Source organism: bacterium, from assembly GCA_036504735.1.
GTDB lineage: Bacteria > Electryoneota > RPQS01 > RPQS01 > RPQS01 > DASXUQ01.
In genome coordinates, this window is sequence record DASXUQ010000009.1 from 142,686 (window position 1) to 159,906 (window position 17,221).

At 50.6% G+C, this 17,221-nt stretch carries 10 protein-coding genes; 4 read left to right on the forward strand and 6 right to left on the reverse strand.

The annotated features are described in order from the left end of the window. The 5 genes from VGL38_08095 to dcm all read right to left on the reverse strand — a co-directional run bounded on the left by VGL38_08095 (position 1) and on the right by dcm (position 9,034). Complete coding sequence (locus tag VGL38_08095; protein HEY3295385.1) at positions 1 to 2,085, reverse strand: AIPR family protein; 2,085 nt, start codon at positions 2,083 to 2,085, stop codon at positions 1 to 3. Next, positions 2,072 to 3,088: a PD-(D/E)XK motif protein gene (locus VGL38_08100; protein HEY3295386.1), complete on the reverse strand. Its 1,017-nt coding sequence runs from the start codon at positions 3,086 to 3,088 to the stop codon at positions 2,072 to 2,074. The genes VGL38_08095 and VGL38_08100 overlap by 14 nt, the downstream gene beginning before the upstream one ends. A gap of 3 nt (positions 3,089 to 3,091) precedes the next feature. After that, complete coding sequence (locus tag VGL38_08105) at positions 3,092 to 5,872, reverse strand: Z1 domain-containing protein (GenBank protein HEY3295387.1); 2,781 nt, start codon at positions 5,870 to 5,872, stop codon at positions 3,092 to 3,094. A 4-nt stretch (positions 5,873 to 5,876) separates the two neighbouring features. Beyond that, on the reverse strand, positions 5,877 to 7,409 hold the full coding sequence (locus VGL38_08110; GenBank protein ID HEY3295388.1) for an ATP-binding protein: 1,533 nt from the start codon (positions 7,407 to 7,409) through the stop codon (positions 5,877 to 5,879). Between the two features lie 524 nt (positions 7,410 to 7,933). Further along, positions 7,934 to 9,034, reverse strand: coding sequence for a DNA (cytosine-5-)-methyltransferase (dcm, locus tag VGL38_08115; protein HEY3295389.1), 1,101 nt, complete (start codon positions 9,032 to 9,034; stop codon positions 7,934 to 7,936). Between the two features lie 702 nt (positions 9,035 to 9,736). Here dcm and VGL38_08120 point away from each other — a divergent pair. The 4 genes from VGL38_08120 (at position 9,737) to VGL38_08135 (ending at position 13,984) form a co-directional block, all read left to right on the forward strand. Then, on the forward strand, positions 9,737 to 10,168 hold the full coding sequence (locus VGL38_08120) for a hypothetical protein (protein HEY3295390.1): 432 nt from the start codon (positions 9,737 to 9,739) through the stop codon (positions 10,166 to 10,168). Between the two features lie 539 nt (positions 10,169 to 10,707). Further along, positions 10,708 to 11,145, forward strand: a complete 438-nt coding sequence (locus VGL38_08125) for a hypothetical protein (protein ID HEY3295391.1) — start codon at positions 10,708 to 10,710, stop codon at positions 11,143 to 11,145. A 12-nt stretch (positions 11,146 to 11,157) separates the two neighbouring features. After that, positions 11,158 to 11,454 carry a hypothetical protein gene (locus VGL38_08130; protein HEY3295392.1) on the forward strand — a complete coding sequence of 99 codons (297 nt, stop codon included), beginning with the start codon at positions 11,158 to 11,160 and terminating at the stop codon, positions 11,452 to 11,454. Further along, positions 11,399 to 13,984 (forward strand): primase-helicase family protein, encoded by a 2,586-nt coding sequence (locus tag VGL38_08135; protein HEY3295393.1) that lies wholly within the window; start codon positions 11,399 to 11,401, stop codon positions 13,982 to 13,984. The genes VGL38_08130 and VGL38_08135 overlap by 56 nt, the downstream gene beginning before the upstream one ends. A 950-nt stretch (positions 13,985 to 14,934) precedes the next feature. Here the strand turns inward: VGL38_08135 and VGL38_08140 are convergent. Beyond that, complete coding sequence (locus VGL38_08140; GenBank protein HEY3295394.1) at positions 14,935 to 17,214, reverse strand: right-handed parallel beta-helix repeat-containing protein; 2,280 nt, start codon at positions 17,212 to 17,214, stop codon at positions 14,935 to 14,937. Positions 17,215 to 17,221 lie beyond the last annotated feature (7 nt).

Consider the following 17,221-nt stretch of genomic DNA (forward strand, 5'->3'; position numbering starts at 1 on the left):
CTACGCGCTGGGTTTGAGCATGTCGGATGCTTCTTCGACTTTCCGAAGTATTTTCATTCCCGATTTTGCCTGCGCAGGTGACGGTTTCTTATTCCATCCCTGTAGCGCGTATAGGCTTAACGACTCTGCGATGCTACATTGTCTTGGATAGAGATTGCTGGTTTCCCTTCCCCACTTTGCGATGCGAGACCACATCTCGGCACCGACTTCCATAACACGAGCCGTGTTCTCCCTATCCTCGAATGAAAGCGGGATGTGTTCGCTGTTTGCTGGCTCACCGTCACCGTTGTGTTCCAGAGGGGTGCTTTCAATTTGACGCTTCAGGGAATCGGGCAGATTCAGATCCAGTGATCTAATCGCCTGCCAGCAGTCTTCGCGCTTGCACCATTGGGTAACGTTCCGGCCAGCCGCAGACCCGACAATAGCATTGTATATTTCTTCGGCCCATAGATTGAGTGCATCCAGCACGCCAGATCCGATGTCCTGTTGCTGCCATACATTCACGAAATCGATCAGTCCTGAGGTCCGATGCGATAGGTAGGCAACCAAGTACGTAACAATGTTAGCACGATATGCTGGAAAGTCCTTTTCTCGCACTAGTTTCTTTGCCGACCGATATAAGATGGCTTTCCCTATCATTTGCTTGAAATACACGTCGTCCGGCAACCAACCCGTTTCGAGTTTCACTCTTAGCGCTTCCATGAACGCGACAAAGTTAGCCTGTTCTCCACGGCTTACGAGTTGCGGCAATTTGTCCCAGCTGTTAAGGAACTTGGCAAGATCGGTCTTGGTGAACTTCTGAGACGGTGGACATGCCTCTTCGAATTTCCGTAACTGCGCTGGCGTAGCGCCCTGCCTTTGCTTCGCGACTTGATACTGACCTCTTGCTCGTTCGTAGAACCAGCGGCTGCGCTCTCCCGGATTCCATAGTCGCTCGGAGAGATGCTGGATTCGGACGTGGAAGGGGTTATTTGCAGAGAAGTCAGATTCGCTTATCTTGTTCTGGCTGTTAGCATACAATGATATGTGTCTTACGACCTCTTCCCTGTCGTTGTCACCGATGAGGCAGATCTTTGCTGGTACAAATACCTCCCGCAAGTCCACCTTATCCACAAAGTGGGCGCGATGGATAGACGCCATGGTTTGTCCACCGTTCACCACTTGAAATCCTTGCATCCGAACAACCGCTCCTCCGGATTGATTATCGGTGACGTCTAGCATGTCTACTACGGCAGTAATGCCGTTGTTGTACGCGAGAAATCGTTCTGGACTCGTGCGGAGTGTCTCTCGAATCTTGGCGTTGACCTTTCCTTTAACCTGTAAGAAAGAGCGAACGTTCAAATCCAAGAGCCGTGTGCCGTGTTCCTCATATAGATCGGCAAGTAGTCGTCCCGGTAGGACTGCCAGGTACGCTTTGTAGTCTACGCTCGCTGTAGGAGCAACCAGACACGGAATAGCTGTTGCACCATCATTAGAAAGGTCGACAACAATTTGCGAGTGCGGATCTCCCACGCTTCTGAATAGTCGTCTCAGATCCCAGACGATAGTCCTCACAGAGTAGGGAAGTTCGCCATCGACTTGTATGTCGGATGTGGTCGCGATGCCATCTACGAGAAGAAAGACTCGTGCCTGTGAGAGGTTTGAGCTGCAATCGCTGATTTGCTGAAACATGCTGTATTGGTCAGACGCTGGCTCCAACAGATGGTACTCTCCTCGCGAAGCGAACTTCAGAAGCCGGACCGCCCGCTTGGCAGCCTTGATGAGTTCCTCGCGCCCGACCAAGTCGGAAGATCTCGTTGCATCACACAGCGAGATGAAGATGTCGATGCGGCAACCGTCTTCATCCAAGAAGTACGCGTTCGATTTCAGCTGACCGCGTGTTGTGTCCTTGAAACAATAGCAGATTTCGGCATCGTCAATTTCGCCGATCTCAGTCAAGTACTCGGTAAATAACTGGGTAAAAGCGTTTTCTTTGAAATCCGAGTCGGACCCATCACTTGTCGCGTCTGCGACTCCCCTGGCGCGTTCCATGACTTCCGCTCGGAAATTCAGAACGTACTCTTCAAGCTGTCTATCGGTTGGCATGGCCGGCCCTATGGATTTCCCTTTGCGCGTCCTCATCACTCATTATGTAATCGTGCCCTGCTTTCAAGTCAAGTGTATATGCGACGTCTTCTATTCCAAAAGGCAAGTGGTTCTCGACTAACCGCGGAAAACCATCGGTGACCATAAAGAAGGTATGATTGCGGACATGATACCCCCTACCGGCATATCTCTCGGATTGAGAGTCTAAGTACCCTGCCGCCAGTAAGCCCTCGTCAAATAGCTGGCCAGCCGATGGGTCATTTTCAGCCAGTGTTGTGCGAATAGCGTCTATGACCTGATTCAGCGTCTCGCCACTGCCACTCCGCAACTCTGTTGAGATGTGGATCAAAATCAGGGATGCTAACCCTGCGCCGTCGAGTTGTCTTATATTGCTAATGTGAACCGTTGCGAGCGTGACCGTAGTAGTCTTGACCTCTAAGGCGCATGCACCTATTTGAAAGTCCTGATTTGATCCATAAGGGGCAGTCCATGCTCGAATGGCATCAAGGGGCAGCATTGACGGAAGTAGATGCTTGGATAGGAACCACAACTCGCCAAACAGACCAATTTGTTGGTTCTCAGAGAGCCCCTTGGGCTGAAATGACTGTAGAAGCAACTGCCATCTCTTTAGGCGCGAAATCAATTGCTGTACAGCAGACTTCGCGTCAAAAGTCTCGGCCACCACCTTCACAAGATCCTCTCCCAGAACACCGAATATATCTGAGTAGCTATTGTCCACCAACTCGATTGTAATCTGTACTGTGGCCTTAGCCATGACGTACGAAGGAAAGATACTCAACCCCTTGGCAACGGGATACCTGATAGCTGCTGGTACAGCTGATGACGGCGCCTCTATAATCAATGCCCGAGCGTCCCCTGGCATATGCACCGCTGCATAGATGGCTACAGGTGCGTCGGGCATAACACGCTGGCAATGCCATCCGGTTCTACGTTCTGCTTGTTTGGAGAGACTATCCCATGTCGATTCGAGACTGATCTCCATGATTCACAGCTCTTGAGTCTGTTCGAATACATTGTTCACGACATAACGTAGAGGTTGACTCTCCGTGTCGTTCGGAAAACTGAGGGCAAATCCGACAACTGGATTCTCTGATTCCGGTGCGATTATCGTCGGGTCAAGAGGATATATTATTAGCAACCCACGCGATGTCGAACGTTGCATTCGCACCTCCTCGCCGGTCAGAATCCCAGCTCTCCGATACTCGTCATCTGTTAAGTCAATACGTTCGTCACGCGGTGTCAGCGTAGACCGCGTCCAGAAATAGCCGAGGTCAGCCTTTTGCTCGTCTGACAAGCCGCTTCGCCAGTCACGCTTCACTGTGTGCAATCGCGCAGGAGCGCACACATGTTCCGTAGTTCCGTCTCCCGATCTTATTAGTACATCCCAGCTAGCAAGCTTCTCGGCACTGATCTCGTTGGTAATGTATTGCGTTAGCAGGGTCGTTCGAATGTGGAAATCCTCGGGGTGCGACCTGTATGATCTCAAGAACTCAATTACTCTCATTGGGCTCACGTTGCTAAGCCGTATGCTGTTGCGCCATTCCTCGCGCCGTCCGTCCGGCCACTGACGTACGGGACTTACCACCTGAATTGCCCCATCCTGACGAGCGCCATTCAATAGCTCCTGCATCGCACTGTAGTTCAGCGCGTTCTCTGGCCCGATTCTATGATATCGAAGTGTCTGAATGAGTCGTCCATGGCAAGTGTATTCAAGTTCGGTTCCGTGCCTCATCTTGACACGTGACGTGACAAGCAGCGAAGGGTGCGACCTGACACGCAAGCCATATTCGAGTGGAGTAGCCCCGACCGCCGCCATGTGGTCAAATTCCTCACGGAGCTCTTCCTCAGCCTCAGCAATGTGCTGAAACCAGTTGGCCAACTCTTCGGTTGTAAATAGGCGGCAAATATCAATGTACCCGTGTCTATATCCAAACCAACGCCCCATCTGCATCAGCGTGTCGTACATCCGTGACGCGCGAAGGAAGTAACTTACACTCAGACCTTCAAGAGTCAGTCCGCGCGACAGTTTATCTCCTCCTATCGCGATGATCGTTCGAGCATCGGGCAGTGTGTAGTCGAGAACATCCCGGCTCGTACCGTTTATTTGTCTTACCTCGACTGCTAGCAGCACCTCCATTACGTGTTGGACCACCTCCTGCCAAGTAATTGGGGCACAGTAAGCATCTTCAATCGCCTCGATTGTGGGAACAAAATCGCGTATCCACATGTCCTCAAGCTCTTCTCTCAGCGTACCAACTGACTCGGTTGTCTCGCGCTGAAAGCGAGTGCGATAAGTCTGAAGAGTCTCGACAACCTGATCATACACTCTTCGTTGAACATCGACGAAGCGTGTGACATGAATGAGCATCGACTTGTGTCGGTGCATCTGACCGCGCGCATTTCTCGCTGCACAAGATAGGATGAACGACAGAAGTGCACGGCGCAAGGAAGGCGGCAATTCAGGGCGACCATCGATAGTCGGAACATGTCCAGCGCTGTGCCGGGGCGGCATCCAGCCGTCGATTTCGTCCACGTCATCGGTCCAAGCGTCGGCTATTTCCCTGATAACCGGTAGTGGTTGGAACTCTTCCTGGCCGACTGACCCTAGTCCAAAAAGCTCGCGCGGTCCTGTGTAATTAGATGGTGCCGGTAGATTCATAATGAAGCTGCGCGGGAAGAGATCATCGCCTTCTTCACGCGTCGCGGCTCTTTCATGGATGAATATGTTGGCAAACGGTGTCGCTGTATACCCTACATAGGCACTCTTTTCAAACGCATAAAGTAATCTACGTATTCTCTGGTTGATTACAGTTGGGTCATGGTCTAGATCCGGCTGACCGTTCGACTCAAATCTCAGCTCTGAGGTGTCTATCGATCCGTAGTCGGCCTCGTCATCGATCAAGAGCAACGGGATACCTCGCACTATAGCGCGTTGCCCCGCGTCGCCGCCGTGTGCAGACCATTCTACCCAGTTCAGAAGATTTCGCAGAACACTTCCGTTCTTCTTCACGACAAAAAGCAACGGATTCAAGCCAGGCGAAATATGAAAGTTCTGCGCTACATCAGTCTTGAAATCTCCATTATCGGCTCTGGTCGTGATAGTATCTGGGCTTGGAATGAATTGAGCAATGCGGCCTACGCCGACAGTATGCCGACCGTGAGTTCCGAGCTGGTCAATGCTGTCATACCCCAGGAATCCTTCATCAAGTCGAATTTGTGTTTGGCTCCTAAGACTATTGTGAACGCCAGCAAGTACGACTATCAACTTATAGCCGGCGTCTACCGCTTTATTGATCAAGCCGATGTAGTTGGCGGTTTTGCCAGATTGAATTCTGCCCACTACCATTCCTCTACGGTCCCAGGCATTTTCGCGTTGCGGATCCTCCAGTAACCCGAGAATGTCCGTGCACATACTGTCCAACTTGTCAATGGTGGCGTCGGCCCATCCCCGCTCCTGAAGAAAACTTCGGTATCGTGACCAGAAGCGCCAATTGATTTCCTGAGCACGTCGATCAAGCCACCGCACGTGATCGCGGTTATCCTGGAGTGTCGTAGCGTCGCCGATCCAAAAACGGAACACGGTTTCAAGTTCTGCTATTAGTCTGGCGCGATCCAATTCTGTCCACTCGGGTCGCATTCCCAAGACTCCGCTGACCTCTCTCTCAATTACATCACGCGTAATAGCCTCACCATTCTGGTCGCGAACATACCGAATTAGATTTCCAGCGACGGCAAACGCCGTTTCAAATGCGGAGTCTTGAGACATGGGCTCAGTTCTCTTTAGCGGTTAGTCTTTCAGCCAGCGATGCATATGGTCGGAAGGCGTCCATGTGCGAGACTGTCTCGCGCGCTTGAGTTTCGGTCAATGTGCCGCTGGACAGGAGACGATTGAACACTTGCTGCATAATATCTTGAATCTCAGGTTTGTCATAGCCTTCAAATGGTTGCGCAGGTGCTTTGCTTCCATCTGCAACATCCAGCCAAATTCGCTCTACAGGCACAGTCTCTTCAAGAATACGCACCAACAACTCTACCTCACGCCGTTTCCCAAAAGTGCCGATAGCGGCCTTCACAATTGGATGGCCACGATCAATCCGGTACTTGAATCTGTTTCGAGCTGGATCCAGTTGCGGAATCCACAGTCGGGTGAGTGATTCATCTCGAGGCCTGGGTCCATATGCGCCGCGATGAACGAACACCTCCCTCGCGCGTCGTCGAATTTCACTTGCCAGCTGTATTAAGCGTGGACGCATCGAGCTGGGGGGCCGCGCAGTGGATTTCTTGACATCTATTTGCCATTCAAAGTCGGCTGACGTGGGTATGTCAAGTCTTATTCGAGCAAGCTTATAATGCTCCTCTTTCACCCACGTTCGGCCAATCCCTAATCCGAGCCAGTGTCCCGGCACCAAAAGCCTCTCGTTCCGATAGACGTAAAAACCCTGCTGGGCAAACCATCCGTACGGTCCTCCGAAAAGCTCATAGGCTGCGTCATCCAACTTGTCTCGGTGCGGCAGAACAGAGCCCTGAAGGGTTACTGTGCCGCACGATCCAGATATATGTTCAACGGGTGATGGATCCGTTGCTGGATGATTAATCGCAAAGGGATCCCATGCGCTAATTTCCTTTGACTCTTCGGAATGATTACTGTTGACGTAGATCTTCAGCCGCGGACTTACGCCAGCCAAAAAGCGGTGGAATACCATACCCAGATGCCGCTCTACCTCGTCTGTCAACGCCCAGAATCGGTCCCTCGAAATCGATGTCAGACCGTTATCTTGTCCAAGAATACGATCTAGTATTTGCCATACGACCGCCGTACCATGCGCCAGATTCGACAGGCGATCAACTACACCCTCGACTCCTGGTCGCAGATTCTTGAGAAGATTCCACGTATTGGTTTGACTCACAAAGTCAAGGTCCCATCGCCGAATGCATATGTCCGTTGAATTCTTCTTGCTTGCTACAGTACAGCTTCTGCACTGAGAGAACGAAGCCGTCTTAAGCCCGAGACCGAACCTGCCAAGATCTGTTGGTTCCCGCTTATCACTACGACTCTGTGTTCCTGGTCGCATGGCTTCCACTAGTTCAGCTTGATCCATACCAATGCCATCGTCCAAAATGGCGATGTAAGATTCTCCTTCACGCCAGACAAATTCGAGCCAGACACGTGTCGCACGTGCAGAAATGCTATTGTCAATGATGTCAGCAATAGCGGTTTGTAACGAATAGCCGTACGCGCGAAGTGATTCAACCATTGAGGCTGCTTTCGGCGGAACAGGCTCGGCAATCTCGGGGTTACCCATGGTCCTCGGCTTGGAAAGAAATGCGCCCGCACATATAAGTTAGCACGCTCGCTTAGTAAGGATACTTTCAATGCGCATAATGCATTTGTCAAAGTTGTTCTTTAACTGGTGCTCCCAGAATCGGATGACTGTCCAACCGGATCTTCGTAGCGACCGGTTCACTTCTTTGTCGCGTTGTTTGTTGTGTGCGAGTTTCGGAATCCAGTAACGCCGATTTGCTTTTGGCACGTTTGAGTGACGCGGACACTGATGCCAGAAGCAAGAATCGAGAAATACCGCGACCTTACGGGAGACAAACACTATATCAGGCTTGCCGATTAGCCGGGAGTAATTCTTCCGATATCGAAAGCCTCGGCGGTGGAGTTCGGAGCGGAATCGAGTCTCCATCTTTGTGTCGGTGCCCCGAATATGTTGCATTGCTCTTCGGCGCTGCGATGGTGTCAGATTGTCCACAATATGAATCTCTGTCCAGGCGCTCGATTAATCGTGGTGGCGAAATCCTTCTGCGCCTTGCGAAGTCTTTCCTATCTCTTTTGCGGCTGTGGCGTAATATGTGGCAAATTCGTCTCGACAGATCGATACGGCACGCCTGCAATCGTGTTCAATATGGCCCTGAAGATCACTTTGGCAGCACGGGGCGGCACAGCCATTCCGACTTGTCTTCTGACACTGTCCTTCTTGCCTTCAAATACAAACTTGTCAGTAAAAGTCTGTAATCGCGCTTTCTCGCGATTGGTGAGGGCCCTATTCTCTTTCCAGTGGTACACATGGGTTCCGCCGCCACCACTTCCGGTAACCGTATATGAGGGGAGTCTAGAGTCTAACCTTCGGTAGATCTGGCTGATCCACGCGCCCTTAACATGAAGTTTCAGGTGACGAGGCAAATTCGCGTTCCATGCATTCTCCCCTGGCTTGATGTGACTAAGCCGATCAATCACAGTCTGTGATTGAATTGTACGTTCGTGGTTCGGCGTGTCCGGTTTGATTGGGTATTTTTCAAGGGCGTGCTTGCACGAAACATGTTTGTGATGAGTCGGGGCCGGAATTTTGAATGTATGCTTTAGATCAGATCTCACACCGACAATAATGATACGATGACGCGCCTGTGGCACGCCGTAGTCTTCAAAATGGTACAGGTGGGGGACAAGTTTGTAGCCTGCAGCAGCAAACTCTTTGAACACCGCCGATAAACCGTCGCCGTTGGACAGTAGCTTGAGGCCATGCACATTTTCAGCGACAAAGAACATGGGACGAAAGTACTTGAGTGCGCGAGCAGCATGCTTATAGAGAGAGCCGTAATTGCCTTTCAGGCCGCGTTGCTCACCCAGAGTGCTGAAGTCATTGCAGGGAAAGCCAAACGCAAGGATGTCCACGCTGCGTAGCTGAGTGAACTTCAGTTTCCGAACATCGCTGTGATACACGCTATCAGGGTCTTCGGGGCAAATATTCCTGCGATAAGTCTTGCAGGCATCGAGATCAATATCGCTCGCCCATGTATGTTCTATTCTATACGTCCTACCGTGGGCGCTATGTGCCTTGACTTGGGTCGCCCCGCAGGCCATGCCACCCGGGCCGCAGAATAGTTCGCCGTACGTCAGGACTCGATCAGTCTTGGTTGTCATCATGCTAATGAGGTGATTACTGCGTTGGTAAGTGATCAATGCTCTTCGAACTATGTAGTCCACAAAACCCGTTAATTTCGGCCCGGGGTTTCCGTTCCAGTGATCTGACGGAACGCTGTATAAGAGGGGCATAGATCGTCCCGATTAATTAACGAATTAATAGTGACATAGTCAAGTGTAGATCACCGCGATTCGTGTTTGAAATATTGATGAAACAATCTCTTACAGATTAACCTCGCAATCTGGTACAGCTTCACCAGAGGTAGCTAAGTGATTCCCAATCGAACCCGTCATCAAATTCTCTTCAAATTGTCACTCTTGACCAGCCGCGATACTTCCGCATAACGTATAACCGATGACGCATCAGAATGTCATTTCGATGCGCCGGTACGGGCGATCCCCAGCGGAAATGGCCTATAGTGCCGCAATAGGATGGCCCGATCCGCAATCTATGTGGTTGATTATACACTGCTTATGACGCAAATTGGTTCGGTTGGCGCGCCCGGCTTCCGGAAATTCTGCCATATCAATGGCTTAGAGGGAGGCATTCTGGGGCATTTAGGGTGGACTTACGCCTTCGTCCCAGCGATCCCCGCTTACAGCCCAGAAAATGAGACATTCGTCCTACGTTGCGGCCAAATAAGAGAGACATTCTGGCATAAGAGGCAGAAAGCAATCTCAATCCTCTGGCCAAAGGAAAACCCCATGGAAGACGAACAGAACGAAGTCAGCGACGTGAACTATGAGATCGTGAAGGATGCCAACATCGAGCGGTTCTTCAACTACGAGTTACAGCAGGACGAAGACGGGTTCTGGTACGACGATAATGAGAACCTGATGGGTGCGGTCGTTCATTTCGAGTCGTACCCGACCCACGACACGCTGACCGCCACTTTCGACGACCTCCTCGTGAAGGCCGTCATGCAGACCTGCGATGTTGAGGAAGATGAGGCCCACGAGATGATCGATGACTGTGACGACGAGGATGATTTCCCGGACGAGTTCGACATCTCGAACACGTTCAGTCTCCTGTTCACGGTCGAAGGACATCGTGGGCTCTATCGAACCCTCCTCGACTCGAACGACTATTGGACCGGCCATAGTACAGGTCGGCGCGATGATCGCTGGGATATCTAATCACAGATGATTTCGACGTCAATGCAAATCGGGGTAGGCGGCACCCCGATTTCTTTAGCTGGTACAAGCCCACGACCATCGAAATGAAATCCTGATATGGCCCGGAGATCAGATTCCGAATCATACCCATCCGCGAAAATATTTTTCATTTACCCCCTTGACATTTTCTGCAAAAGTGTGTATATTTGTATATCGGGGAATGATTCTATCGTTACTTCCGATCCCATATATGAAATAGAATTCCCTTTCGGAATTCACCAATTACGACCGACGCAAAGATGAAATAGATTCCCTACGGGCGAATGCCCGTTTGGGAACGTATCTTCTTTTGTCGGTTTTTTGTTGCCGACAAAATTCACCGTAATAGTTTCGCGGGAACGGTGCCCGCTGCCAAGATATAGAATGAAAATGGCCCCAGTTTCGGGGAAGAAAATACGATGTAGAAAGCTATTTCGCTATCGAATTTTGTCCCCAAGCCAGGTCGCCGACTTGGCTTTTTGTTAATCAAAAATAGGAAAGGATCGACAATGAGGAAGTACTTGAAGCGAGAAGCCCTAACCAATGCCCAGGTTATTCTCGTGAAGCAACGCGCAGCAGACATTTGGTCAGAAATTGCAGGTAAGGGTGACACGTGCTATAGCTATGGCGGCGACTACCATTTCTGGTGGGACGGGCTTCCCCATGGCCATCCGCTGATGAACACTGTTCGCGGTGGCTTAGTGAATCTGGATGACGACGAGGATGCTTGGTTATCTCTAAGCTACTTCGGGTATCTGAAAGCAGACGAACGAACATATTGGAAAGTCATCGCTAAAGAATTCCAGGATATCGCGCAATCACATTGCTACCCAATACCAAACGATCCGCGCTTGGATATAGGGCTGCTGCACTGTCGGAGCAAGCATATGAAACACATTACTGCGATGAACTACACATGGGAATGGTTACACGACACTCACACGACAATGACAATCTGAAAGGAAACTAAGATGACGACTACAAAGACGAAAGACTTCGGACTGGCTGCTATGCTGGTCGCGAAGAACACAAAGATGACCGGCTATACAACCGATGAATTAGGAAATCTGTGGTTTGAGTTTGCCACAGATGAGAACGTTGCGGCACTGGAAGAAGGCTTTTACCGCAACACCGTGGATGTTCGCATCCAAGATTTTCTGGCAGCACAAAAGATGCTGAAAGCCTTGATCTTTGAAACTAAGAGAAATATGTATGAAAATAGAATCAGAAGATTTAACCCAACCAACACTAACACAATTGCCGTCTAAGAACGGCACTCGTCCAGAAAGCTCAGTCCGCGAAAACGGATTCACCATTTCGCTGTCAATTTCGAAGGACAAGATTCGCACGAAGGCACAGGGAGAAACAGTCACCGAGTACATCGAGTGCGATCTGTTATCAAGCGACAAGGAAGACATTCAGGAACTCTTCACAACAAGAAACTACTCTACCAACGTTTGGGATGGCCCAAGGCATGGCGTAAACTACGTAGGCATGACCGGCGTATCGCTGGATTTTGACAGCGGCATGACTATTGAAGAAGCAAAAGCAGCATTTGCTGACTACAACTACGTTCTTCATACCAGTACTTCCCATCAAGTGGACAAAGATGGATTTGTCGCGGACAGATTTCGCGTGATTTTGCCTTTCATGCCTAACGGTCTGCGCTTCACGACGCAGGCTGACTGCAAGAGAGTCTATCAGAAGCTGCTTACAAAGTATCCGCAAATGGATGCCGCGTGCACCGACGCGGGAAGACAGTTCTTTCCTTTCTGTGATGACAAGGGCGCCAAGTTCGAGCTTTACACAAATGACACCGGTTGTTACTTCGATGTGGACATCAGCGATATGCCGGATGTCTTCGTACCAGAAGCTTTTGAAGAACGGGAATGGGACGGACATCTTCGGCCACGAAACGAGCTTGAACGCATTCTGAAGTTCTGCCCTTTCGTGAAGTGGATGGACCACCATATTGGCAATCCAAAGACAGAGATGCATGAACCACTAAGATTTGCGTTGATTTCGAATCTATGCTGGTATGAAGGCGGGCGCGAGGAGATTCATCGCATCCTCAGCCGTGATTGTAGGCCGGGGAAGTACTATCCAGGTTTGGTGGATGAGAAGATCGACCGAATTCTCGAAGCCTACAATCCCCAGACTTACGAATTGATTGTAAGGTTGGGATGGCCGGGACCGGCGCTATGCAAACCACTATCGCCTTCCGGATGGGGGCGGGTAGGCACGAAGGCCGCACGGGAATTCGTGCAGATTGACTGGGATGACAACGTGATAGTGGACTTGAACGGTGCGTGGGTCGTTGTTGGTCTGGAAGATCTGAAGGCAGACCTACTACCTGTGAACAAGAAGATGGCGGCGATCTGCCCCGTCTGTGGGGCCGAAGCTGTAGTGAAGCTCGACACGTTCCACTTTGCGAACATATGGTGCGAACAATGCCAGAAGGCATTCTATGAAGCCGCGCTTTCGCCTGGGATGTTCACTTACAAGAACAAACTCCTACGAGTAGAACGACGCGCCGGTCAGTTCATCAGCATGGAAGTCCTGGAGGAAGAATCTTTCCGTACAGGAGATGAATTCAAGTTCGCTAAGAAGAAGCTTCTGACGGATCCAAACAGAAGATTTCTGGATGATGGCTTTCAGATCCGAAGAATCGGAAGCGCGGACTTCGGGAAGCTGGTGTATGAATTCCGCATGCAGGAAAACGCATTACTGTTCAAATACCCAGCCATTCCGGTCAGAATCAAAGACAACGCCTTCATCAACAACTTTCTTGACCCGATGTTCGGCCAGTATGTAGACTTCATCAAGGACTGGATGGCGGTGTTCTGCTACACAAACTATCAGACCCTTCCGGTGATCGTACTTACCAGCGAACGCAGTTGCGGAAAGGGCACTTTTGCTAACATGCTATCGGCGATCTTTCCGACATTGGTCGGACAGTGGGACGGTGTGAAAGAGTCATTCAACGATCAGTACAAGAACAAGCTGCTGTTCGTGGACGAAAACCCGAACGCCGAGAAACCTATGCAGTACACGGAAATCAAGAAGATCACGGGCAACCGCCTGCTGCGTATAAACGAGAAGTATACACCGGCCTATTATGCCCCCAATAACATCAATATTATTATTGCAACTAATGATCCACGGCCCATGTTCTTGAAGGCCAGGGAAGAACCGAAATCTGAAAACACTAACAACTTCTTTATTCACCGCGTGCCGGATGTTAATCCGGACAGGATTGACAAGACCCTGGGCAACAAATTGGAGGACCGAATCGGCTACTATGTCCGAACCGAACTGAAGGAGCGTTACCAGAGGCTCCTGGCGGAAGGCAATACGAATAACCGTTACACTCTGGCAGCACCAATCACTCCGCTTGCACGTGATCTGTTCGCTTCAAGCAAATCAACGGTTGAAATCGAAGCAGATGAACTTGCGCGCTATCTTGTGTGCGGCGTGGAAATGCCAGATCCCTATGGAGACGGTTATTCTTCGAAGATCAAGTTCACGGCAACCGAGTACAACGGCGCCAAGTACGTGCAGCTTGCAGAGATCAGACTGCTGATCTCCCGGCTACGCTTCAAGGGAAGCTCGAATCCGAAGGCATACATCAGTGTTCTGCAGGATTTGGGCGTGCTATCATTTGACGCATCGGCACGCAGCAACGTACGACATCTTGGCTACAAGATTCTGCGTGATCAAAAGTACTATGATCCACAGCAGCCTTCAATCACCGGCACGCCAGGCGTCAGCAGCAATGGAAATGTGGTTTTCGGGTGAGAGAAGTGATAGAAGTAGTAATAGTAGTAGTGGAAACATCACCCCTTCGGGGTGAGCAATAACAACAACTTAGAAAACCAAAGTGATGAAAGTGATGGAAGTGATACTGATTTTCGAAAGAGTTTTCCAGGATTTTGCTTAGCACGACCAGCGGGTTACCATAGAAAGACTTTTCGAAATCCTTCTCACTTTCATCACTACTATCACCAGTACTTCAAAGACAATATTCTTAAGGGGCCGAAAGGCCCTTTATCTTTGAGACCCGAAAATCACTTCTTGCTTCGGTGATAACTGTGGACAAGAAGAAAAAGTAGTATTAGTGGTGTTATTGGCCCTTCGGGCCGAATTCATCCGGAAAAACGAACCGATCCTGAATTTCGATTCCCGCTTTTCGATTCCCGAAAACGGGCCGTCGCTACTTCTACTACTATTACTACTACTTCTTTTCTTGATAGGAATTCTGGACTAAGACGCTTTCAAGTCCAGATCGAAGCTGGGGGGGGCAGCACGATGCGTACGGGTGAGCTGATTGCTCCGCATAGTATCAAATGTTATGCGTTGACAGACCCCGCAACAACGATTCAACATTCGATCTACGGAGATCGCTTCACTTCCCGATGCTCTTTGAGTCGAGAATCTGAGCGGAGGTTCGACATACCCCCCACCACTCAACAAAGCATGCTTACCACAAAGTACTGTAGTGGAGATAATTGTGTTCGCATCTCCTAACAACGGGCGGCTCGCGATTCTGCGACGCCCACCAAGAGGAAACGGCAATTGACCTGGGAAAAGCCCCCGTCCAAAATTTTTTTGGGATTTTTTGAAAGTTGACCATTAGGGCTCGCATTCACTCCCTGATCGGGATCTGCTGGGCTGTTGCATATGGTAAAGAAGAAGCCGATGATTGTTCACCGGCTTCATTCTACTATGCGTGTCGCGAGTTGATGCTGCTATTCACGCTGTCCTGCTGAGCCGTGCTGTTGCAGCGCAGATCCCGCTTCGACATCCGCTGTCACCTGATAGAAATACGCTGGCTGAGTATTCAGGATGAAGGCGTGCACGTACGAGTTGGTTGTAGCGTATCCGAAGGGCACAAACGGACCGGAGGCCGTCATCGAGCCATAAATCACGTAGATTACGTTTTCGACCGGCTGTCCGCTGATCGAGTGGGTAACAGGCGCCCAATCCAGTCTAATTCCGTTCGTAGGGCCTTTCTGAACAACCAGGCTGTCGACTGAAGGCAAAATCACCTGGGCCTCGCCAAACAGCGGAATGCGAATGATGCTATCTATTTGCTGAGTGGCCATTATCACAATCGTATCTGGGAAACTGCCTGCACGCGTTGGAGTAAACGTCACGGGCAACTGATGCCCTGAATACGGCGCGACTACACCGTCGAAACCGTTGGTGCCAACAGTAAAGGCAGTCGAGGCGCAGCTCACTCCGGTGACTGGGATTGCCTGTGCTGTCGGATTGAACATCGTCAGTTGCATGGTTGAGTCAACGCCCAGGTCAATAAGCCCGAAATTGAGCGCGACGGGACTGACCATCAATGTGGTATGGATGAAGGGAACAGCCCCCATATCAGCCCGAGTTGAATCCGGACCACGTGGAGAATTCGGATCTCCGGTATCAATGCAAGGAGAGGCTGACTGCAAGTGGAAGTTGCCGTTTACTGGATCAATCAGCAACGGATCAGCATCGATGTTCCCAAGGCCTTGGTAGTTTCCGGCGACATCCGACCATGACACGGTTACCGCCGAATTCCAGAGGTGGATTTCTGGGGAAGTACTGGCTTGGTTATTCCACAGAATGCAGTTACGAAGCTCAGCACTGCTGTTGCCAGTCAGGCAAAGCGCGCCTCCTTCCGCGCTCGTGAGGTTCTCGCTGAAGGTACAGTTGACAAACAGCCCACCACAGCCCTCTTCAAACTGTGCTCCCGCTCCACACCAAACCGAGCTATTACCGGCTATCACGCAGTGATCAAACGTTGGAACTGCGTACAGATAATCGTGCACGCCGCCGCCATATCCATAAGTTGCTGCGTTGTTCAGAATCCGGCAGCGCTGAAAGAGCGGCATCGAATACAAACGACAAATAATTCCGCCGCCGAAAGCCGCCGAATTACCGAAGATATCGCAGTCACGAATGGTCGGAGAGGAGTGATCGATGCACACAATTCCACCGCCATCACTGTCGGCCACGTTGTTCCGGATGCTCGAGTACTCGATTAATGGAGAACACTGCGATAAGAGGATGCCTCCGGCGCTGTTGTCATTATCTCCTCCGCTTGCATGACCATTCTCGACCACGCAGTAGGCCAGATGCCCATCAGCGCTCGTACCCTGAAAGCGAATTCCCCACCACTTCAATTCTTCAGCCGGATAAGCTCGCGTGAACACAATCGAGTCCTGCTCCGTTCCAGTCGCCTGGAGGTTGCCGTACACATTGAATTTGTAGTGCCCGGTAAACAACACACGTACGCCGGGTCTGATTTCAAGAGTCTGACCCAAGGGCACGGTTATCTCACACGTAACATAGTATGGCGATCCTGTCGAGTCCCAGACGCCGGAAACATCACCGCATACATTGGTGCCTTGAAGGGGATCAACGCGAAAGTAGTCGAAGTCTGCGGGAATATTCGGGCCATCTGGTGGCCAATTGTAAGCATCGAAGCCATACTTTATCGGTGCCTCTGAGCCTGAAGTTCTATGCCATGTGGCCATATAGGTCCACGCGAGAGAGTCGGGAGATGCAAACGCTGAATAGGCGGTGCCCCGTTTTTCGATTCGAAGGAAACAAGGATTCCACGATTGCCCTATTGCAGCGGTTTCGAGTTGCCCGTCAGTCCAGAAGTGAGTTCGAATTCCTCCATCCGGTTGACGCACAACATTGATATTGTCCGTGCCATTGAACCACACATAGAGACCGGCTCCACCGTATGCCCCAGTCTCTATCTCAAGTTTCGTCTCAATTCTGAAGCAACTATCCGTGATCACCCGTTGCAAATAATTCTCACCGCCGACATTGCTGGTCCACATCCTTAGCCACCATGGCCTTTCTGTCAGACTCCACCCGCTCGTGTCTTCATTGATCCAAGTCCAACAGGAATCCAGCGACGGGGAATCAAAATTCTCGGCAAACGGAAGCGAAGCAGGTGAGCAGATCTGGGCAAAGCAGATTACGGTCGCCGTCAGTAACGCTGAAGAAAGTACTATCAGGCTTCTCATCTCATAA